The organism is Trinickia camelliae, assembly GCF_053525655.1.
This window is the reverse complement of record NZ_JBCHAA010000023.1, coordinates 15,776-37,426: the sequence shown is the minus strand read 5'-3', so window position 1 is coordinate 37,426 and position 21,651 is coordinate 15,776. Positions and strand designations below refer to the sequence as shown.

General features: G+C 67.6%; 19 protein-coding genes. 16 read left to right on the top strand and 3 right to left on the bottom strand.

All coding sequences use genetic code 11. The features are described 5' to 3' along the window. Positions 1–103: 103 nt before the first annotated feature. The 11 genes from sctU (at position 104) to AAHK20_RS29895 (ending at position 10,079) form a co-directional block, all read left to right on the top strand. A complete protein-coding gene (sctU, locus tag AAHK20_RS29945; protein ID WP_449185123.1) occupies positions 104–1,222 on the top strand; it encodes a type III secretion system export apparatus subunit SctU in 1,119 nt (372 codons plus the stop codon). Between the two features lie 21 nt (positions 1,223–1,243). Beyond that, positions 1,244–3,340 carry a type III secretion system export apparatus subunit SctV gene (sctV, locus tag AAHK20_RS29940; protein WP_449185122.1) on the top strand — a complete coding sequence of 699 codons (2,097 nt, stop codon included), beginning with the start codon at positions 1,244–1,246 and terminating at the stop codon, positions 3,338–3,340. Positions 3,341–3,354: 14 nt separating this feature from the next. Further along, positions 3,355–4,080 carry a type III secretion system protein SctP gene (sctP, locus tag AAHK20_RS29935; protein ID WP_449185121.1) on the top strand — a complete coding sequence of 242 codons (726 nt, stop codon included), beginning with the start codon at positions 3,355–3,357 and terminating at the stop codon, positions 4,078–4,080. A gap of 23 nt (positions 4,081–4,103) precedes the next feature. Continuing rightward, positions 4,104–5,450 (top strand): type III secretion system cytoplasmic ring protein SctQ, encoded by a 1,347-nt coding sequence (gene sctQ, locus AAHK20_RS29930; RefSeq protein WP_449185120.1) that lies wholly within the window; start codon positions 4,104–4,106, stop codon positions 5,448–5,450. After that, a complete protein-coding gene (sctR, locus tag AAHK20_RS29925) occupies positions 5,434–6,084 on the top strand; it encodes a type III secretion system export apparatus subunit SctR (protein WP_449185119.1) in 651 nt (216 codons plus the stop codon). The genes sctQ and sctR overlap by 17 nt, the downstream gene beginning before the upstream one ends. Positions 6,085–6,099: 15 nt before the next feature. Then, a complete protein-coding gene (gene sctS, locus AAHK20_RS29920; RefSeq protein WP_449185118.1) occupies positions 6,100–6,363 on the top strand; it encodes a type III secretion system export apparatus subunit SctS in 264 nt (87 codons plus the stop codon). A 15-nt stretch (positions 6,364–6,378) separates the two neighbouring features. Next, a complete protein-coding gene (locus AAHK20_RS29915) occupies positions 6,379–7,371 on the top strand; it encodes a hypothetical protein (protein WP_449185117.1) in 993 nt (330 codons plus the stop codon). 159 nt (positions 7,372–7,530) lie between these two features. After that, positions 7,531–8,784, top strand: a complete 1,254-nt coding sequence (locus AAHK20_RS29910; RefSeq protein WP_449185116.1) for a type III secretion protein — start codon at positions 7,531–7,533, stop codon at positions 8,782–8,784. A gap of 77 nt (positions 8,785–8,861) precedes the next feature. Next, a complete protein-coding gene (locus AAHK20_RS29905; RefSeq protein WP_449185115.1) occupies positions 8,862–9,110 on the top strand; it encodes a type III secretion protein in 249 nt (82 codons plus the stop codon). Between the two features lie 153 nt (positions 9,111–9,263). Next, positions 9,264–9,431: a hypothetical protein gene (locus tag AAHK20_RS29900; protein ID WP_449185114.1), complete on the top strand. Its 168-nt coding sequence runs from the start codon at positions 9,264–9,266 to the stop codon at positions 9,429–9,431. A 192-nt stretch (positions 9,432–9,623) separates the two neighbouring features. Beyond that, positions 9,624–10,079, top strand: a complete 456-nt coding sequence (locus tag AAHK20_RS29895) for a CesT family type III secretion system chaperone (protein ID WP_449185113.1) — start codon at positions 9,624–9,626, stop codon at positions 10,077–10,079. 8 nt (positions 10,080–10,087) lie between these two features. Here the strand turns inward: AAHK20_RS29895 and AAHK20_RS29890 are convergent, their stop codons facing one another. Further along, complete coding sequence (locus tag AAHK20_RS29890) at positions 10,088–10,507, bottom strand: hypothetical protein (RefSeq protein ID WP_449185112.1); 420 nt, start codon at positions 10,505–10,507, stop codon at positions 10,088–10,090. Between the two features lie 315 nt (positions 10,508–10,822). On the opposite strand from AAHK20_RS29890, the gene AAHK20_RS29885 reads away from it, so the two are divergent. From AAHK20_RS29885 to AAHK20_RS29875, 3 genes are all read left to right on the top strand, one after another. Next, positions 10,823–11,434: a GNAT family N-acetyltransferase gene (locus AAHK20_RS29885; RefSeq protein WP_449185111.1), complete on the top strand. Its 612-nt coding sequence runs from the start codon at positions 10,823–10,825 to the stop codon at positions 11,432–11,434. Positions 11,435–11,594: 160 nt separating this feature from the next. Continuing rightward, positions 11,595–14,603 (top strand): ATP-binding protein, encoded by a 3,009-nt coding sequence (locus AAHK20_RS29880; protein WP_449185110.1) that lies wholly within the window; start codon positions 11,595–11,597, stop codon positions 14,601–14,603. Positions 14,604–14,683: 80 nt separating this feature from the next. After that, positions 14,684–17,944, top strand: a complete 3,261-nt coding sequence (locus AAHK20_RS29875) for an autotransporter (RefSeq protein WP_449185109.1) — start codon at positions 14,684–14,686, stop codon at positions 17,942–17,944. A 24-nt stretch (positions 17,945–17,968) separates the two neighbouring features. Here AAHK20_RS29875 and AAHK20_RS29870 read toward each other — a convergent pair whose 3' ends face one another. After that, positions 17,969–18,778 carry a hypothetical protein gene (locus AAHK20_RS29870; protein ID WP_449185108.1) on the bottom strand — a complete coding sequence of 270 codons (810 nt, stop codon included), beginning with the start codon at positions 18,776–18,778 and terminating at the stop codon, positions 17,969–17,971. A 348-nt stretch (positions 18,779–19,126) separates the two neighbouring features. On the opposite strand from AAHK20_RS29870, the gene AAHK20_RS29865 reads away from it, so the two are divergent. After that, positions 19,127–19,546, top strand: coding sequence for a type II toxin-antitoxin system HicB family antitoxin (locus tag AAHK20_RS29865; RefSeq protein WP_449185107.1), 420 nt, complete (start codon positions 19,127–19,129; stop codon positions 19,544–19,546). On the opposite strand, the gene AAHK20_RS29860 is transcribed toward AAHK20_RS29865, so the two are convergent. After that, positions 19,543–21,045 carry a PQQ-binding-like beta-propeller repeat protein gene (locus AAHK20_RS29860; RefSeq protein WP_449185106.1) on the bottom strand — a complete coding sequence of 501 codons (1,503 nt, stop codon included), beginning with the start codon at positions 21,043–21,045 and terminating at the stop codon, positions 19,543–19,545. The two genes, AAHK20_RS29865 and AAHK20_RS29860, sit on opposite strands and share 4 nt — an antisense overlap. A 251-nt stretch (positions 21,046–21,296) precedes the next feature. Here AAHK20_RS29860 and AAHK20_RS29855 point away from each other — a divergent pair, with 251 nt between their 5' ends. Continuing rightward, positions 21,297–21,569, top strand: coding sequence for a hypothetical protein (locus AAHK20_RS29855; RefSeq protein ID WP_449185105.1), 273 nt, complete (start codon positions 21,297–21,299; stop codon positions 21,567–21,569). Positions 21,570–21,651: the final 82 nt, after the last annotated feature.

Genomic DNA, 21,651 nt, shown 5'->3' with positions numbered 1-21,651 from the left:
GACACACTTCGCTCCGCGTTCGCCCACTTCGCCTCCCACAACGCTCGCGCGGAACTCCCGCGCTATCGTCAAACGAGGTGACGCAAGCGAACCGGGCGAGAGCATGAGCGACGACAAAACCGAAGAGCCAACAGACAAAAAGCTGCGCGACGCCCGCAAGGAAGGCCAGGTGTCGAAGAGCAGCGATCTCGTCGACGCGATCTCGATGTCGGCGGTGATGCTGCTGTTGATCGGCGGCGCGAGCAAATTCAGCGACGCCATGCGCGAAGTGGTCAACATCGCCACGGGCTTCGTCGACGGCGACCATTCGCTGACCAACATGAATACGCAGCTTTACAAGCTCGGCGGCGTCGCGCTGTCGGTGGTGGTGCCGTGCGTGTGCGCGGCCGCGCTCGCGGCGATCGCGGCGTCGATCGGCCAGGTCGGCTTTCAGATCGCGACCAAGCCCGTCACGCCGGACCCGAAAGCCGTGAGTCCGATGGCCGGCCTGAAGCGCATCTTCTCGATCAAGACGCTGATCGACATGGCGAAGATGATCGTCAAAGCAGCGATCGTGTTCAGCGTGATGTGGGTGACGATCAAGTGGCTGTTTCCGCTGATCGTCGGCTCGCTCTATCAGCCGCTGCCCGAACTCGCGAAGATGTTCTGGGAGATGCTGGGGAAGCTCTTCATGGTGGCCGCCGCCGTGTTCGTCCTCGCGGGCGCCGCCGACGTCAAGCTGCAAAGCTTCATGTTCTTGAAGAAGATGAAGATGTCCAAGGACGAAGTGAAGCGCGAACACAAGAACCAGGAAGGCGACCCGCACATCAAGGGCGAGCGCAAGCGGCTCGCGCGCGAGCTCGCCACCGCGCCGCCGCCCGCGAAGGTCGGGCTCGCGAACATGATGGTGGTGAACCCGACGCACTACGCGGTCGCGGTGCGCTACGCGCCTGACGAGCACCCGCTGCCGCGCGTGATCGCGAAGGGCATGGACGAAAGCGCCGCGCAATTGCGGCGCGCCGCGCGCGACGCGGGCGTGCCGATCATCGGCAATCCGCCCGTGGCGCGCGCGCTTTACAAGGTCGGCGTCGATCAGCCGATTCCCGAGGAGCTGTTCGAGACGGTGGCCGCGATCCTGCGCTGGGTCGATGCGATCGGTGCGCGGCGCGATGCTACCTCGCCACAAACCCAGCTCGATAACGGCAGCGGCAATGACAGCGCCGCGCCTCCGACGCTTCACTGACATCCGCTGCCCAGGACCTCCATGTTCAAGACGCTGAAACTGCCCGCCGGCGGCGAATTCGGGATCGCCGCGCTGATCGTCGCGATCATCTCGCTGATGATCCTGCCGCTGCCGCCCTGGCTCATCGACATACTGCTCAGCATCAACATCACGATCAGCGTGACGCTCTTGATGGTGACGATGTATGTGCCCAACGCGGTGTCGCTGTCGGCGTTTCCCTCGCTGCTGTTGTTCACCACGTTGTACCGGCTGTCGCTGAACATCGCGTCGACCAAATCGATCCTGCTGCACGCCGAGGCCGGCAACATCATCGAGAGCTTCGGCAAGCTCGTGGTGGGCGGCAATCTCGTCGTCGGGCTCGTGGTGTTCGTCATCATCACGACCGTGCAGTTCATCGTGATCGCGAAGGGCTCGGAGCGCGTGGCCGAAGTCGGCGCGCGCTTCACGCTCGACGCGCTGCCCGGCAAGCAGATGAGCATCGACGCCGACTTGCGCGCGAATCTGCTCACCGCCGAGGAAGCCAAGAAGAAGCGCGCGACGCTCGCAGTCGAGAGCCAGCTGCACGGCAGCATGGACGGCGCGATGAAGTTCGTCAAAGGCGATGCGATCGCGGGCCTCATCATCACGGCGATCAACATCGTCGCCGGTATCGCGGTGGGCGTGGCGTACCACGGCATGAGCGCGGGCGACGCGGCGAACCGCTTTTCGATTCTGTCGATCGGCGATGCGATGGTGTCGCAGATTCCGTCGCTGCTGTTGTCGGTGGCGGCCGGCGTGATGATCACGCGCGTGTCCGATGAACGGCAGGCCAAGCAGGGATCGCTTGGCGACGAGATCGGCCGCCAGCTCGGCTCCAGCTCGCGCGCGCTGTACTTCGCGGCGGTGCTGCTGCTCGGCTTCGCCGCGGTGCCCGGCTTTCCGGCCGCGCTGTTCGCGCTGCTCTCGGCCTCGCTCGCCTTCGCCGCCTATCGCTTGAACGTGAAGCGGCCGCAGCAGCAAAGTCACGAGCGCGAATCGCTGCATGCGATGCAGCGCTCGGGCGCGAAGATCGACGTGCCGGCCATTCTCACGCGCGCGCCGCAGTTCGCGTGCCCGCTCGGCGTGCGGATCGCGCCGGATCTCGTCGCGCGGCTCACGATGCCCGCTCTCGACAAGTCGTTCGAAGCCGAACGCGCGCGTCTTCAGGAAGAACTCGGCTTGCCGTTTCCGGGCATCACGATGTGGACGCATGGCGCGCTGCCGCCCGCGACCTGCGAAATCCTCGTGCACGACGTGCCGCAGCGATCGTTCGAATTGCCCGTGGGCAAGGTGATGGTGCCGTTGACCGCCGCCTCTCGCGCCGGCACGGCGCCTTCGAGCGAAGAAGCCGACGCGCTGGCCGCGCTCATCGCGCAAAGCGAAGCGGGCGCATCGATCGACGCCAGCGGCGCCCCGACACATTGGCTCGAAGAACGCTCCGTGCCCGCCAAAACACCCGTGTGGCGTGCCGAACAGGTGATCGCACACGCGTCGGTCTCGCTGATGCGCCAGCACGCGCCGCTCTTTCTCGGCATTCAGGAAGTGCAGTGGATTCTCGATCAGTTGGCGAGCGACTACCCGGGCCTCGTCGCCGAAGTGCAGAAGGTGCTGCCGCCGCAGCGGATCGCCGACGTGCTGCGGCGTCTCCTCGAAGAACAGATCTCGATCCGCAACGTCCGCACGATCATGGAAAGCCTCATCACGTGGGGCCCGAAAGAGAAGGACATGCTGATGCTCACGGAGTACGTGCGCGGCGACCTCTCGCGCTTTCTCGCGCATCGCGCCGCGCGCGGCGAGCGCACGCTGTCGGCGGTGCTGTTCGACATGCCCGTCGAGCAGCACATCCGGCAGGCGATCAAGCAGACGCCCACTGGCAACTTCCTCGCCCTGCCGCCCGACGAGTCGACGCTGTTGATCGACAAGATCCAGTCGTTCGTCGGCGCGTCGCCGCGCGAGGGCGTCGCGCTCGTCACGTCGATGGATATTCGGCGCTACGTGCGGCGAATGATCGAAGCGCGGCTCGGCTGGCTCGCCGTGTATTCGTATCAGGAGCTAGGCGAGCATGTCGAACTGCGGCCGCTTGGCCGCGTGTCGATCTGAGGCCGGTTCACGCCATGACGCACATCGGTTCGCGCCATCTGCGCATCATCCCGAACGAAAACGACGGCGATGCCCAAGCCGATGCCGCATCGAACGCGCGGTCACGCGGACGCAAATTCGACTACGCGTCGCTGCTCGGACGCCGCCGCGCACCACATCGCCTGACGAGCGACGCCGAGCACCAAGGCGGCGGCGGTTCGAACTCGCACGCCGCGGAGGCTTCGCACGACGAAGACGATGAGTCCGCCGCCGCTTCGTCGCCCGGCGCGGGCGATGCCGCTTCGAACGGCATCGCGATGTGGGACAGCGAACCGGAACCCAGCGCGCAATCCGATGCGGCGAGCGAAGCCGCAGCCGCCGCCGCATCGCCCGAGCGTCAAGCACTGCGCGCCCGTGTCACCCACGCGGCAGCGCCGGTCGTCTCGGCGGTCTATCAGCAGCAACAGCGCTTCTTGCAATTGCTCGGCTCGCTCGCGCGCGAGATCGGCGGCTTCTGCGGCGACCCGTCGATTGCCGAAGCGGGCAATTGGGAAGTGCAGTTGCCGCTCGACCCGAAGCTGCTGCCGCACACGACGCTCTATCTGACGCTTTCGCGTTTCAGTCTCCAGCTTCGGTTCGACACGCCGGATATCGCGACCAAGCAACTACTCTTGGACCATAGTGCTTTGCTCGAGCGGGAGCTCGACACCATGCTGCGTGCGTGGGGCGAAGCGCGCGATATCGAACTCACCGTCTGGTGAGCTACGTAAACAGACCCTGACGCATGATCTATCCGATCGCCGAACCGACGACCGCAGACGATGCACGCACCGAGCCGCTCGCGCGGCTCGCGCGATTGGTCGTGCCGCTGCGCCCGCGCGCGATCGATCGCACGGCCGCGCGCATCGCGCGAACGATCGGCGATACGCGGCTTGCGGCGCATGCGCACGCCACGCTAGGCATCGAGGATTTCCGCGTCGAACTCGTCGATACGCGGGGCAGCCAACCGTCCGCGCTCGACGCGGCAGACCCGGCCGTGGTCGAACTGTCCATTGCCATGCCCACGGGCACGAGCCGCGGCACGCTTCATCTCGCGCTCGACTTGGACGCGTATCCGTCGCTCGCGATTGCCGCGTGGCCCGAAAGGAATGCGCCGGCGTCGCCCGGGAATGCACCGCAGCCCGCCGCGAGCATGACCTCCGCGGACATCGCCTTGCGCAACGCCGTGGCCGGCGTGCTGCTCGAACCGTTGCTCGAACAGCTCGCCCGCTTCGGCTTCAAGGACCCGCGCGTCATCTCCGTGCGGCGTCGCCGCCTCAACGAATTGCAGCACGATCCGCAGCGCGCGAAACACGCTCAGCCGCACAACGCGCCGTTCGTCGCGCTGTCGTTCACCCTTCAAGCACGCCACCACGCCTTCACGCTGCTCGCCGAGCCGCCGTGCTACGACGCGCTCGACGCCCTGCTGCGCGCCGGCCCTGCCGCCGCCGTCGCGGCCAAGCGCCGCGAATGGCAAGCGTGGCAGCCTGGTCTCGTCGTGCCCGGCCGCCTGATCGTCGGCACGAAAGCAATCGCGGTCGACACGCTCGCCGCACTCGAACCCGGCGACGTGCTGCTGCGCGGCGTCTTTCCATCATTCGACACCACGCTGTTGTCGAGCGCCGGTGCTTCCCCGGAAGCACGGCCGCGCGCCGTCGCCGCGTGGGGAACGCCCGGTCTCACACGTCTTTACGCCGCGGTGGAAATCGACGGGCACTCGCTCGTCATCGTCAAGGAGCCGAACATGTCCGAAGAGCTGGACCCGGTGAGCGCCGACGCCGGGCTCGCCACCGATCAATCCGGAGACCCCGGCGGCGCGTCAGATGACGCGGCCGGCGACGGGTACCCCATCCACGTCGGCGAACTCGAACTCCCGGTGCAGTTCGAGATCGACACCGTCGCGCTGCCGCTCGCGCAGCTCTCGGCGCTCGGCCCGGGCTACGTCGTCGAATTGCCCGTGCCCGTCGCCGAAGCGCAGCTCAAGCTCGTCGCGCACGGACAGACCATCGGCTATGGCGAACTCGTCACGGTCGGCGAACACCTCGGCATCCGCATCATCCGCATGGCGCACAGGCATGGTCCAGTTCAATGACATTACCGGGCTGCTGCTCGTCGTCGTCGCGATCAGCCTGTTGCCGTTCGTCGCGATGGTGGTGACGTCGTACGCGAAGATCGTCGTGGTGCTCGGGCTGTTGCGCAACGCGCTCGGCGTGCAGCAGGTGCCGCCGAACATGGTGCTCAACGGCATCGCCGTGCTCGTGTCGATCTACGTGATGGCGCCGATCGGCATGCAGGCCGGCAAGACGCTCGAAGGCCAGCAGCTCGCTTCGCAGCCGTCGCAGGCGCTGATCCAGGCGTTCGGCGCGGCGCGCGAGCCGTTCCGCGCGTTCCTCGTCAAGCACACGCAGGAGCGCGAGAAGCGCTTCTTCCTGCGCTCGGCGTCGGTGGTGTGGCCGAAGGAGCAAGCGAGCGAACTGAAGGAAAACGACCTGATCGTGCTCGCACCCGCTTTCACGCTGACCGAGCTCACCGAGGCGTTCAAGATCGGCTTTCTGCTCTACATCGCGTTCATCGTCGTCGACCTGATCATCGCGAACGTGCTGCTCGCGATGGGCCTCAACCAAGTCACGCCGACCAACGTCGCGATTCCGTTCAAGCTGCTGCTGTTCGTCGTGATGGACGGCTGGTCGACGCTGATCCACGGCCTCGTGATGACCTACAAATAACGGGGGAACATTGCGATGGATGTCGATACGCTGGTCCGCTTCACCACGCAAGGCATGCTGCTGTGCCTGACCGTGTCGCTGCCGATCGTGATCGTCGCGGCGGTGGTCGGGCTCGGCGTGTCGTTCCTGCAGGCGATCACGTCGATGCAGGATCAGACGCTCTCGCACGCGGTCAAGCTCATCGCCGTGACGGTCGCGCTCGTGATCGCCGCGCCGTTCTCGTGCGCCGCGATCCTGCACTTCGCGAACGAAATCATGCAGGCGGCGGTGCCGTTGTGATGCTCCAGGACTGACATGAGCCGCATCTCGCACTCCGCAGGCGATACCGCCGCCGCCAACGCGCAACGGACCGCCCAGGCCCAGCAAAAGAGCGCCAACGCGCAAGGCGCGCGCAACGGCGCGCAGTTCGCGGCACTCTATCGCGGCACGACCAACTTCACGTACGGCAACAGCGGTCAAAGCGGTCCGACGGTCGGCTCGATCCGCGCGAAGCGGATGGCCGAGCAGCTCGCGCGCAAGCGTCAGGCCGCGAAGAAGCAGCGCAGGAACGGCGCGTCGATGCAGGACGACGGTCCCGACGAAGCCGACGCGCAACACGCCGAGCATCAGCGCGTGACGCGCGACGGCGGCGGACGCGGCGGCGGGCAGTCGCACGACGATCATTCGGACGACCACGCGGACAGCGCCGTTCCGTCCGTCAAAGCGCGTGCGAGCGGCACGGTCGTGCCGCCGCCGGCGGGGCGTCTCGATGCGGTCGCCGCGCAGTATTCGGAGCCGGGGCAGGAAGGCGCGCGCGGCGCGGCGGTGCGCGACGCATGGTGCGGCGACATGCTCGCGCTGCTCGACAAGCTCGCGGCGAATCCGCAGATGCCGCTCGATGCGCAGGTGTTCGAGCAGTCGATCGATTTGCTCTCGGTGCAGCAGCGCATCGGGCCGTTACCCCCGGTCGGGCTATCGCCGCTGCGCGAGCGGCGCACGGAGGGTCAAAGCGGCGGCGGCGTGGCGCGTCTGCCGCCGCCCGAGCGTGTGCAGCGCTTCAACCTGCTCTTTCCGCTGCTATGGCTGCATGGCGATAAGCCGTCGACGGCGCCGCAGCGCACGCGTGCGATCGACACGCTCTTCACGCTGCGCGGCGGCGTGCTCGGGCGCGCAGCGGCTGCGGCGGCCTCCGGTTCGGGTGTGACGGCGAGCGGTGAATCGACGTCATCGGACGCTTCCGGCCACGCCGCCGCTCCTCAATCCGCCCTCGCGCCGAAGAGCGCGTTCTCCGGCAGCCCGCGCCGCTAGCGCCGCAAACGCCACGGCGCAAGGCTTCGCATGCCACGCGCCGCCTTCGCATCCTCACAGAAACGCCATCGATCGAACACCTACAGTAAGCAAACCGGCAAAAGCGCGCGAGAAGCGCTGCTTGCCGGCGGGCCTTTCCTTCCACTTTCGGCGAGCACGATGAAACTGCTGCGGATACTGACGGGCATGCATGCGGGAGCGCAATTGCAACTTGCGCCCGGCACGCATCGCATCGGCGCCGACGATGACGCCGACATCCGCCTCACCGACTGGCGCGGCACGCATGCGCTGCTGCACATCGATGCGAGCGGCGTCGTGAGCGCGCAGCGCGCGGCCGCGCCGGCAGCGCCGGAAACCGTGCCGGCAGCGGCGGAAGGCCAGGCGGACGCGCAGGACACACAAAGCGCGCAGCACGAAGGCGACGAAGTCGTGCTGCTCGTCGACTTCGTGCCGATGCAGTTCGACGAGACCATCCTGTGCGTCGGCCCCGACGACGCCGTGTGGCCGTCCGACCTCGATCTGCTGTCGACCTTGCTCACGCGGCCCGCCGAAGCGCGCGTCGCTGAAGAGCGCAAGAAGCGCAAACGCTACGTGGGCGCGGTGGCGGTCTGCTTTGCGGTCGGCGCGCTGATCGTCGCCGGCTCGCTTCTGACGACGATGCAAATGAGCCGCGCCGCGCTCCCGCGCAACGCCGACGACCGCGCGCAGCGCGTCACCGAAGCGCTCGCCGCCGCGCACGTGGGCGGCTTGCACGCGCAGGCGCTGGGCGGCACCGTCGTCGTGACGGGCATGCTCGCGAGCCGCGCCGAAGACCAAGCCGTGCGCACGCTGCTCGACCGCATCTCGCCGACGGGCATCACGCGCAACTACGACATCGCGCAGGACGACGCGCGCAGCATCGAAGATTCGCTCGGCGTCGCGGGCGCGCACGTCAGCTATCTCGGCGGCGGCGCGTTCGCCGTGACGGGCACCGTGTCGAGCCGCACCGACCTCGACAACGCGCTCGCACGCGTGCGCGCCGACCTCGACGCGAACGTCAAGACCATCGCTGTGCAGGCGAAGGAGGCGAGCTCGAGCAGCGATACGCCGCCTGGCGGCGGCGCTGGGTCGACGTACTCGGAAATGATCTCGTCGGACGACGTGCGCTATGCGCAGACGCCCGACGGCGTCAAACATATCTACGCCGTCGATCCGCCTGCGGCTGCGTCCGATGCCGCCGCGAGCGGGGCGGCGCAGGCGAACGGTGCGTCGGGTGCATCCGGCGCAGCGAGCGCAAACGCGAGTCCGAGCGCAGCACCCGCCAACGCGGCGAGCGCCGATCGCGCAACCGTCAGCCGCAGCGCCGGCATCGACGGCGGCGTGCCGCTCCCCGACCCGGCGACGCTGCCGCCCGGCGCGCGCGCCGGCGGCTGATCCGCGAAAGCGCAGGCCACTCGCAAGGCACCCGAGGCATCCCGAACCGAGCCATCCCCTACAACGAGGAGATCACCATGTACGAGCAACTCGAACCCTACGCGAAGGACTTCAACGATCTGCAAAAGACGCTCGCCGATCCGCACGGCGCGGCGCGCGTCGACGCGATCCGCGCGGCGCTCGACGCCACCGCTCAGACGATCAGCGAAACGCAAGGCACGAACGAGACCGCCCGCAACGATCTGGCGAAGCTGTATCGCGGCTTTCTCGCGGCGTCGCGCGTGATCGTCCGTCTTCAGGAACAACAGGCCGCATCGCGCGTGTAACGCGCGCGCGGCACTCGGTGCGCGGCATGCGAAACAACAGCGCGCCGCCGCCGGACCACGAGGCTCTTTTGGCGGCTATTTCACCCTGACGGCCGGCGAAGCGGCAGGCCTCGCGAGAGGCCAACTTTTATCAACCCCCGATTGGAGATCGATATGACTTCAGGTGCAGCAATGGCGCAGATGCAGAGTCTCACGAGCGAAATGGATCAGATGACGCAAGCGAGCGCGCAGATGCAAGTCGAACAGAGCATGTACGCGTCGGTTGCGAACATCGCGAAGAGCGGCGCCAGCAACGTGAAGGACGCTTCGCGCGGCAGCTAAGCGCGTAAAGCACCCGCCGCTCGCCGGCGGCAACGGCAAGCGGCGCGGCCGGCACCTGCTTCAACGCAAGATCGAGGCCGGGGCCGGTCGCACTTTCTTCGGCATGCAGCATGCATGCGCGCGTGCGTTCGCGTCAGTGCGAATCCAACGTATGCACCTGCGCCAACGTACTTGCGTCAACCCAAGCCGAGCATGAGCAGCGAGCGCTATACCCAACTGATCACGGAGCTTTGCGCAACCGTCGGACTCGCCGACGTCGAGCACGTGCTGAGCACGCGCTCGATCGAAGTCGAGGGCTTCGACGTGCGCCTCGACTACTTCGAGCGCGACCTCGACGCGATGTACGCGAACTTTCACTTCGGCACGGTGACGGCGGGCCGCACGCTGGTCGTGTTCCGCCTGATGCTCGAAGCGAATTTGCTGATCTACGCGCAGGACCAGGCGCAACTGGGCGTCGACACCGATACCGGCGGCATCGTGCTGGTGCTGCGCCTGCCGTTCGACAGCGACCTCTCGGGCGAGTCGCTCGCCGACTTGCTCGCGCACTACGCCGAGCATGGCCGCTACTGGCGGCAGAACATCGTCGAATCGAATGACGAGATGTTCGACGGGATCGCGTCGGGGGAATATATGTGGCTGCGGGCGTGAGCTGACGCTCAGCCCTTCGATGCTTCTTCGATATTCTTGGCGCCGTTCTTCATCAGCTCGGCCAACGCGTTGGCGCGCGCCTGTTCGAGTTGCATCAGACCGCTGAACGCGTTCTCGACGGCTGATGCCACGCCGGTCGTGTCCTTGAACGCCTCGGACGCGACCTGACCGAGCCTGCCGAGCCGGCTGGACTGCGACGCCGAGGTGCCCGACGTGCCATCAGCCGGTTTCGACGTCGCAAACGACGCGCGCTTAGCGCCGCCGCTTTCATTTTTCGAGGCCAGCCCATCGAGCGCCGCATCGGCTTTGGGCCCGGCGTGCGCCGTGGCCGTGGTGGACGTTTTCGTGTCCGCGCTCGTCGACGATGTCGTACCGGTGCTCGTCACCGGCGAAGTGGTGGGACGGCTGATCGACGAGGGACCGGTCATGGCGAGGGACTCCTGGGTTGAGCGCGGGGCGGCAAGGCGAGACGCCGAGCGCGACGACGAAGTAGCGGTGTTACGGCTCGACGTTACTCCATGCGGTTGAAGGAACCGCGTCGCGATACGAACGCGTGTCATGCGAACCGAAAATCGGCTTAGGTCAACTTTGAGGCGATTAAGTGCGTAATCGACTCAAACCATGAGTCGATTACGCACTCGCCCTGCCCGCTTCGCTCGCGCACCCGCCGATTCGCACCCCATCGCGCTACCTACGCGGCGATAAGGCACGCTACCCAAACTCGCCGCCACTCCCGCCCCGCCATGTTCTTCAAACCCCTCGATACGATGGAAACGCCGGACCTCCTGCTGCGCCCGTTCACTGCAGCCGACGCCCCGGCGCTCTTTGAGCAGATGCTCAACGATCCCGAGACCATGCGCGACCTGCCGTTCGTGCGCCACGTGACGCTCGATCAGACCGCCGCCTATATCGAAGACGCCGAGCGCGGCTGGCGCGACGGCACGCTGATCCGCTACGCGCTCGAATGCCGCAAGACGGGCCAGCTCACCGGCACGATCGAATTGAAGCCCGCGCTGCCGCGCATCGAGATCGGCGCCATCATCAGCCGGCGCGGCGGCGCGCGGCGGCGGCGCGCCGGCGTGTTCGCGCTGCAGGATCTCGTCGATTGGCTGATCGAGCAGCCCGGCGTGTTTCGCGTGTTCGCGTATTGCGCGGTCGACGGCGCGTCGCACAGCAGCATGAAGCGCCTCGGCTTCGTCTGCGAGGGTCTCGTCAAAAGCTACGAGCCGCGCCCCAACCGCGGTCTGCCCGCCGGCGACAGCTATCTGTTTTCGAAGACGCGCATCGCGCCGGAAATGCCGGTGCCGCAAAACGACGGCGTCGCGTGGCTCCACTCGACGCTCGAGTGGCAATAGCGATTCCGAGCGCCAAACTTCTGTCTCGCTCTCGGGCGATAATGGATAAATCAGACGAATACTGGACGACAGCCATTCGTTATGCCAGTCCGGCACCCACCGTTGCCGGCTGACCGAAATCCATCCGAAGCCATCCTTCTAATCGCCGGAGATCCCCTCCATGTCGTTACCGCGGCTCACGGGACGCATGATCGCGTTTTCGCGTTTCTGGCTCGCACGCGAAGTCGGTCTTCTGATCGCCGACGGCGCCGTGATCGAGCTCGGCGCGCGCGCGTTCGCGATGCTCGCGGCGCTGCTCGACGCGAACGGCCGCGTCGTGTCGACGGCCGAGCTGCGCGAGATCGTCTGGCCCGGTTCGACGGTCGACGCGAACACTGTGCAGGCGCAGATCTCGGCGATCCGGCGCGCGCTCGACGCCGACCGCGACCTGATCGTCACCGTCCCCGGCCGCGGCTACCGGTTCGCGGGCGAGATCCGTTTCGTCGAGACGCCGGAGACCGCGCTCGCGCCCACCGCGCCGGCAAGCAACATGCCGGCAACGACCGCCGCGCTCCCTACGCTCGCACCGGCCGGCGCCGCCGCCTCGCTGCGCGCACACGCGATCGATCCGTCACCGTTCATCGGCCGTCATGCCGAGCTGTCCGAGCTGCTGGCACTCGTACCGACGCGCCGTCTCGTCACGCTGACGGGCGCGACGGGCATCGGCAAGACGCGGCTCGCGATCGAGGCCGCCGCCAGGCTCGCCGCGCAATTCCCCGACGGCTGCGTGTGCGCGGCGCTGGGCTCGCTCGCGCATCCGGACCGCGTCGCGCGCGCGATCGCGGCGGCGGTCGGCCTGGAGCCGAACGCCCGGCTCGCCGAGCTGGCAAGCCTCGCCGCGCAGATCGGCGAGCGCCGCATCCTGCTGATCGCCGACCATTGCGATCAGTTGAACGAAGCCGCGGCCCGAACCCTGGACGCACTCGTCGCCGCCACCGGTGGCGTGCACGTGATCGTCACGTGCGAAACGCCGCTCTTCGTCCCGGGCGAAGCGTGCGTGCCGCTCGCGCCGTTACCCGTGCCGCCCGAGCGCGGCGGCGACATCGCCGCGACGCTGGATTGCGACGCGATGCGCCTCCTCCTCGCGCGGCTCGACCAACTGCTCATGCGCGCCGGACTCCACGAAGCGCGGCTCTACGTGCCCGGGCTCGCGGAGGGCACGATCGCGGCCGCCGCGCTCGTCTGCCGGCGTCTCGACGGCGTGCCGTTCGCGATCGAACTCGCCGCGGCGGCGATCGCCTCGCGCGTGCGGCAGGGCCTAACGGTCGAAAGGGCCGAAAGGGCTGAAAGCGCGATCGCGTCGTTCGCGCACGATCTCGACGCGATGATGACGCGCCGCACCGGCGCGCGCCGCATCGTGCTGCCACGCGCCGCGATCGTCGCAGCGATGCTCGATCTGCCCTACGACGCGCTCGACGATGCGACGCGCGCCATGCTGCGCCGGCTCGGCGTCTTCACGGGCGCATTCACACGCGAAGCGGCGCAAGACGTGCTGGGCGCGTTCGAACATGACGAAAACGACGACGCCGAGCTCGGCGGCCACCTCTATGGCCCGCTCAAGCCATCGGAATCGCACTCGTTCCATGGCCGGCTGCGCATGCTGATCGATGCCGGTCTCGTCAACGAGGTCGATTGCGACGGCGAGCTGCGTATGCGGCTGCCCGAGAGCGTGCGGCGCTTCGCGCTCGACGCACTCGACCGCCACCGCGAAAGCGCCGCGGCAGCGGCGCACCATGCGCAGTTCGTCGCGCGCGACATGGAGCGCCGCTTCGGCGCGGGCCTGGCCGCCGCGACCTCGCACACCCGCCACGACATCGACGCCTTGCGCGCCGCGCTCGAATGGGCGGTCGCGGCCGACAAGGCCGAGCTCGCCGCCGAGCTGCTCGATCACTCGGCGACGGTGTGGGTCGCGCTGTCGCTGGTCGACGAATACGTGCGCTGGGCGCGCGCGGCGCTCGCCTGCGTGGCGGGCGGCGCCATCACCCTGGCGGTGAGGCGCATCCGCGACGAAATGCGCCTCACGGCCGTGCTCGCGCGAGCGCTGATGTACGAACAGGGCGCGTCGGCGGAAATCGTCGAAAGCTGGCAGCGCACCTATGAACTCGCGAACATCTGCGCCGACATGCCGTATCGCGTGCGCGCCCTGTTCTGTCTCGTCACCTGCGCGCTCGACGCAGGCGAGATCCGCCGCTGCCGGCAATTGAGCGACGCCTTCAGCGAGATCGCGTCGGCATCCCTTTGGCCCGCGGTGCAAGTCAACGCGCGACGGATCGACGGCATCGTCACCGCCTACGAAGGCCGCTTCGACCACGCGATCCGCCTGTTGTCGCCGGTCTCGGGGCTCGCCCACGACGCAGCGGGCCGGGTCGACAAAGACGCCGCGCGCGAAGCCAATGCGATGGCGACGAGCTACGGCCTCTCGCTGCATGTCATCGCGGGGGCGGTGCTGGACGCTTCGCGCTGGTTCGCCGGCGAGCCGTTGGTGGCGCCGCTGCCCGCCATGCGGCGCGAGCCCGCCAACGACAGCGAACCGCTCGCCTATTGCGTCTCGCTCAGCTTCGCCTGTGCGCTCGCGGCCGTCGACGACGACGTCGCGCTCGCTGAATCGTGCGCGGCGGCGCTCGTCAGCCGCGCGCGAGTGGCGGGTCTGCGGCGCTGGCTGCGCTATGGGCTCGACGTCCAGCTTTGGCTCGACGCGCGGCGCGGCGACGATGAAGCGGCGCGAAGGCTCGTCGGCAGCGCGGCAAAGCGCATTGCGCGCGAGCGCGTCTATCTGCTCGATATCGCGTTCTTGACGACGCTCTTGCCGCGCATCGATTTGACCGACAAGCCGGATTTCACGGCGTCGCTCGGCGCGACCCTGCGCGGCGCGTTGAGCCGCGCGGAGCGGACCGGCGAGCGCTGGCCCGTCGGCCCGCTGCTGCGCCTCATCGCGATGCTCGCGCGCTCGGGCGGGGAGGATGTCGAGACCGTGCGCGCGACGCTCGCCGGCGCGATGCAGTTGGCGCGCGAGCAAGGCGCGCGGCGCTTCGAAGCGCGCGTGCGTGCCGATCTCAACAGCCTGAATGGTCCCGAAGCACTCGACACGACGTCCGCGCCGCCGCGCGCGGGCCTGCTTCGCGTTCGCTGACCTCGCTTCGCACGACGCTTTGGGGCGTCACATTCGGTTTTTACCGTGGACTCAACTGCCGCTCGTTGAATCCCCACGCCATGTCGGATATCCACGCCGTACCGAATCACGGGATCGTCCCCACGACGCAGCCCGACCCGCAGCAACCCGCGACGCAAAACACGCCGCCCCAACCGCCGGCCCCGCAGCCGACCGGACCGCTCGTCGAGCAGTCGGCGCTCGGACGCTTGGCGAACGCGATGTCACGCACCGGCGAGCGTTTGCGCACGCGCAAGTTCGACGTGAGCACGGCGGTGTCGCAATCGAGCCTGCACGGCAAGCCGTTCGCACCGGCCGATTTCAAATCGGGCGGCGAGCGTTACGAAGCAAAGCCCGTCGCGATATCGACGGCTGCCGCGACGCCGCTCAAGAAGACCGAGAACGAGGCGCGCGCGGCGCTCTCGAAGACCGCGCGCACGAGCACGGAAGCGGACAAGACCGCAACGCCGACGGCGACCCAAGTCACGCCCCACGTCCCGCTCGACGCGATGAGCGGCAACCAGGCGCTCGCCGACTACGTCTCCCATCAGTTCCCCGACACGCCCAACACTCCGCCCGCCGCCGATGCGCTCTCGCAACGCCTCGCCGCGCTCGGCGCGCAAGCGGGCTCGCCGCCGACCACGCGCGGCGCGCTGATCGGACAGGCGTTGCATGCAGCGAACGTCGGCAACGCGCACGAAGCCACCCAGGTCCTCGACGCGCTCGAACAGCTCGACCTCGCGCACATGGACACGGCGCGCTCGAACTCGCCCATCGACGCTCATGCGTGGCTCGTCGCCCGCACGCTCGCGCGCACCGACGCCGGCTACGACGCGCTCGAACATCTGCGCAACCACGGGCAGCCGTCGAACGAGAGCGCGTCGGTGCTGCTGTCGCGGCAGATGATGCTGCAAACCGCCGACGCGCTCGACCCCGCGCCGGTCGGCCAGGGCGCGCGTCCCGATCCGTCGCCGGGCGCGGTCGCCGCGCGCCACGAGCCGCCGCCCAACGCGTCGCTGAGCCAAGCGCCGCTCGCCTGGCAGGCGTACCACGCCGCCGCGACGCTCACGACGCACGGCCGCAACGCGCTGACGCCCGACCAGCGAGGCGCATTCTTCGCGTGGCGCCAGAACTTCCGCGAAGACGGACGCGGCACCGAACTCTCGCTCGCCCGCGAGCGTTTGAACAAGTTCTCGGCGAAGACGATCAACCGCGTCGGCGAGAACCGCTGGAAATCGTTCCTGCCGCGCCTGTTCGGCAAGGAGCGCTCGCCGCTCTCGGCGCTGCGCTACGGCACGCAAGGCGTGCCGCGCAAGACGATCGGCAGCGAAAAGGCCGCGCTCGAACAAGCGATGCGCGACGCACTGCCGCCGCTCCTCGAGCGTCCCGAGATGCGGCCGGCGGCGGCGCTGTCGCATGCGCGTCCCGAGCAGTCGATCGCGGAACTGGCGGCGATGCACGTGTGGCTGGAGACCGGCGGCTTCCCGAACGGCAAGCTAGAGCCCGAACACCTACAGGCGATCGCGCAGCGCGCACAGCAGCTTTGCGATCAGACCGAGGCGCGCGACGTCGGCTCGCCGGCCACGCTGCAGCGCATGCGCGAGCAGAGTGCGCGCTGGGCGCAGACCGATCCGCACACGCTCGCCAAGAGCAAGCCGTTCAAATCGATTGCCAAGCATTCGTTCGATCTGGAGCGGCTCGCGTCGTGGGGCAAGGTCGCCAAGGTGCCCGCCGATTCGCCGTTCTGGACGCAGGTCAATGCGCTGAAGCAACGGGCGCGGCCCGATAACGCCAAAGTGCAAGCCGACGATGTCGACACCGTGCGTCAGTCGCTCAAGGACGTAGCGCACGACCTGCAATCGAGTTCGCGGCTGCGGCTCGCCGACGGCACGCGCGTCGGTTTCAGCACGCGCGGTTTGTCGGCGAATCTCTCGAAGGTGCTGCACACCGGCGCCGTGCCGATCGCCCCGCGCCTCGACTTGCGCGCCTCGAAGACTCGTGAAGCCGTCGTCGAACTGAGCCGCGGGACGCACGGCGTCGAGATGTTCGTCGGCACCGCGAAAACCAACGTGCTCCACGCGGGCGCCGGCGTGCTGGTCGGCTACGACTTCGACGTCGGCCTGACCAAGCTGCGCGCCGGCGTCACGACGCAGGCCGTATTGCATTCGCGGGAGCTCTCGGAGCCGAGCGGCGTGTCGCTGCGCGTCGCGCGCCGCGTGAACCAGAACGGCACCGGCTACGACGACACGGCGATGCGCACGAAGCTCGAAGGCATCATCGACCACGTCTTCGACGAGTCCACCCAGGCGCACACCGGCACCTCGCGCGACACCTGGAACCGCCTCGCCGATCGCTACTTCGACGACCCCGACGTATCGATCAGCTGGACCGACACCGTCGCGCGCACCGTGAAGCGCGGCGTGTCGGCCGACGCGGGCGTCTCGGCGCTCGTGCCGACAGCCAGCTCGCCGGTTCGCGCGGGTGTCAACATCGGCATCGGCTACGAGAAGACGGCGAAGCAAACCCTCGATTCCGACGACAAGAGCGGCCGGCTGCGCGTCGAGCAGCATCGCGTGGGCGCGGGCTCGCGTCTGCTCGGGCGTCTGAGCGGCACGGCCAGCTTGACGGAGTCGATCGGGTCGCATGATTCGTCGGTGGGGGTCGGCGTGACGTCGCTCGATGCGCCGTCCGTGACGGCGACGTTCAAGGACGACAGCCGCCTCGCGAAAGTGACGCTCATCCGCGAGGGCAACACGCTCGCCCATCGAGCGTGCTTGTTCGATACCGAGTACACGAGCGCCGAGACCTACACGCATGCGGTCGACGCGAGCCGCGAGCAATGGATCGACCTCTTCTCGCAGCAGGTGCTCGACGAGCAGCGCGCCGAGCGTCAGCAAGCGACGCTCAACAACCAGCCGTGGCCGCAGCAGAAGGATGCGCGCCTGCTCGCGGCGGAGCGGCTCGACAAACACCTCGGCGACGTGAAGGCGAACCGGCGTCCGAACCAGACCTACTTCCACCGCTACCGCATGAAGAAGAGCGCGGCCAAGCAGATCGACGCGCTCTCGGCGATGGCGGCGCAATTGCCGGCGCAGGGTGCGAGCGCCGAGCGCGCGCAGATCGACGGCAGGATCGATCGCATTCTGAACGACGCGGGCTCGTGGATGCCGGTCGAGCTGAAGGTCAAGGAACGCACGACGACCACGCACAGCCCCGGCATCAACTTCGCGCTGCAGCTCAACGCGCAGACGAGCGCGACGGGGGATCGCGAGTTGTTTGCGGAGAGTGTGCCGTTTGCGCTGGCGGAGAGGTTGGATCAGTGACGCTAGGCGCGGCGCGAAGGGGGCTCAGCTGGCTTTCGAGTCGGACTCTGCGGCAGATGCGCTCGACGGCGCGTTGTTGCCCCAGGCGCTGACGCGCGCGGGGCGCGGGGTTTCGATGTCGCTGGTCGTGGCTGGGTGTGCCGACGACGGCTCAGCTGACGCGTCCGATTCGCCCTCCTCCTCCCGCGGCTCCCACGCCGATGCGAATTTCTGCGCGTAGTCGCCCTGCGGTCCCTCGTCCGGCTCGGACGACGTCCGCGACGCGCCGAGGCGGCGGCCCGCTGCGTAGGCGATGCCACCCGACATCGCCATCCCGAGCAGACCCGACATCAGACCGAACCCGCCGAGGCCGCCGACGCTCGCAAGACTCGCCATCATCATCGCCGTGTTCACGCCGGACATGAGCGGATACAGATAGAGCAGCGACGATGGGCGCGGGCGCATGAATGACGAGTAATCCTGAGCGTAGCCGCCTTTGCCGTAATCCCAACCCGTCTTTAAACGCGTGCCCAACGGTCGAGGAAAGCCGAAAAAGCGCTTCACCGCCGAGCGAGCGTGCGTGACGCGCGGCTTCGCGCCCATGCGCGCGCGCTTGAATGCGTCGAGCAGCTTGGCGTCGACCTGCGCGAGCTTCGCGCCCGCTTGCGCGCGAACCTTCGCCAGACCACTGGAAAGACCGGCGAACGCGGCGCTCTGCGGTTCGCTGCGCGGCCCTTCGTGCGTGGCGGAATTGGCGGACGCGGCGGACGTGCTGGACGCCGGCGTTTCGACGCTGTCGCCGGAACGATCGAACGCGGCGGCGTCTGGCGGACGCTGGGACACTCTATTCGTCATCGCTCTCCTCCTCGCCGGCGGGTTCGTTCGATAGCGCGCCGACACGCGGCCATTCACGCGCGGCGCGCCACTCGACCGGACATTTTGCGGATTCGACAAGGGCGAAGCGGTTCCGATGCGAACCGGAGACATAGAAGGCGAAGGGTCGCGAGCGAGGCCAACATTCGCGCGGTTTGCAGGCTCGATGGAGGCTCCCGAAAAACCTCACCGTTGCAATGCCCGACTTCCCGGGGACACACAAAAGCACACACGCTCGTTGCAGATCACGCGACAAGTGTGTAAAAATACACACCACGTCAGTATTCGCAATACCGCGATGCGAGACCAACAAGGAGCAGAGGTCTGGTCATGGATTTCCCGATTGCCATTCATCGAGACGAAGGAAGCGTCTACGGCGTCATCGTTCCCGATATCCCGGGCTGCCACTCGTGGGGCGACACGCTCGACGATGCAATCAGGAATGCAAAGGAGGCAATCATTGGTCACGTTTCGACCTTGCTGGAACTCGGCGAAGACGTCGGGTTTACATGCTCGACTGTCGAAGAACTGGCAGGAAAGCCCGAATTTGCGGGCGTCGTGTGGGCACTGGTCGACGTCGATTTATCGAAGCTCGATTCAAAGCCCGAGCGCATCAATATCAGCATCCCGCGCTTTGTTCTGCGCAAAATCGACGCCTACGTCGAAGGCCGTCATGAGACTCGTAGCGGTTTTCTGGCAAGGGTGGCACTGGAAGCGTTGGCGCACGCGGCGAAACCACAGGCCGCCTAGTTCGCCGTAAACGCATAAACCCTCCCGTCCCCCGCCACATAAAGCCGCCGCCCCGCCGCCATCACGGTCACGAAGTGCCGCAGCCCCGGCATGCGTTCGTCCGCGCCGCCGCCGCCGAACACAGGCTGACCATTGTCGGCGCGAAAGCCATGCAGGCGGTTGTCGCCCTCCGCGCCCGCGATCCACACGATGCGATCGGCGCTGCCGTCGCTGGTCGTCGAGATGGGGCTGCCGGCGCCGTCCACCTGCGCGCACCACGCAGTGCCAATCCCACCGCGAGCCTCCGTGCGGACTTCGAGCGCAATTAGGCCATCTGTCCTCGCGCCGCCTGGACACGCGGCGCCCTCGCCTTGGAACACGACGAATACGCCGTCCTGCGCGGGGAAGGACGCCGGCCCGGTACGGATCGACCGGCTCGCGACCAGAGCGACATCAAGCGCGCCGCCAATGCCGCCGAGGTTGTCGCGGTCGAGCAGATACGCCTTACCGTCTTTGCCCAGCGCGACGATCAAGCGTCTTCCGTGCAGCTCGACCGGCATGGGATTCGCGCCGCCAAGGTCGAGATCGCGGTCGTCGAGTTCGAGCCAGTCGCGCGGCGCGAACGCGTCTCGCGTGTTCGCTGACCGGTGCAGATCGGGAGCGAGCCGGATCACCGCTTCGCCGTCGCTCCACGTCGAGGCGCCCTCGGTGTTGCCGGTCGAGACGAACAGCGCGCCATCGGCGGCGGAGATTCCGCCCGGCGCCCAGATACCGCCCTTGCTCGCGCGAGTCCGCCACGCGCCGAACACGCCAGGCTGGTCGAGCCGCAGACCGACCACCCAGCCGTGATAGTCCCCGCAATCGCCCCAATGGCCGCCGTAGGGCACGAAGAGCCGGCCATCGGCGAGCATCAGCGCGCCGCGCTGGTTATGCACGTCCGACGCGAACGGCATGCCGCGCGCCCGCAGGCCCGCAGCGACGTCGACCGGCCAGCCCGGCAGCACTGATCCGTCCTTTAACGACAACGCGTACACGAGATGCGCGAGTCCGTTCTGGCGAACCACCAACGCGTCGAGATACAGCACGCCGCTCGCCGGATCGATGACCGGCGTCCCCGTGATGCCGAGCGGATCGATGTTTCCGCACGGCAACGCGGAGCGCGGCGCCGGCGTGCCGAGCGCGGTGCGCCAGACAGGGCGGCCGGTCACGGCATCGAGCGCATAGACGACGTTCGCCTCCGTCGCGACGATCAAGAGCCCGTTCGCGGAGCCTGGCGGGCGCCAGTAGAGGGGCTGGGCGTAGACATGGCCGTCGACCCGGCCGTCGAAGCCCTCGTCGCGGTGCAGGTGCGTTGCACTTTCCCACGTCAGGCCCGGCACGACGTATTGGCCGCTACGGTCGTCAGAGCGGTGATAGCCAAGGACGGCGTCGGCGCCCTGCGCGTATACCGTGCCGTACAGCGCGCACGTCAGCCATCCGCACAGCGCGAGAAGACGGGAAATCGGTCTGCCGATCGACATGAGCACCTCCGTTCAGAACGCCCATTCGCCCCCATTTTTGGCATCGCCGGCGGATGTCCGGAGAGCCTGAAAGCCCCGTCCGGCGGGGCTCTCACGATTATTCGAGTCTGGATAAAAGTCATTTCCAGCTATCGATACAATAGTTTGATAGCGCGGGTATACACTGCCTCCCATCGACGTTGCGGACACACCCTTGATAGGTCAACAACGTCATCCCAGAACTGAAGTGTTAATGATCATTGGAGTCCGTCATGAAGACCAAACTGCTCGCCGCTCTGCTCGTCGCTGTTTCCGCCTCGATCGCTGCCCCCGCTTTCGCGAGCGGCTACGGTCCGGCACCGTTCTACAAGCCGCAAGACGGCGCACCGACTTCGCAACGCGGCCAAAGCGCGCAAACCCTCGCAGTCGAACAGCGTGACAGCTCCGCAAACGTCGCCTACGGCGGTGTGAAGGATGCGTCGTCGCAATCGGGCGCTCGTGCACAAGTGTCGGGCCCGAGCTCGATCTACTTCGGCCAGCATTAATTGCCGCAACAAGCGCGGCGCGGCCGCGCTTGGCTACACCGTGGTGTACCGCCGGGCGTTCTTGATGAACGCCCGGCGTCGT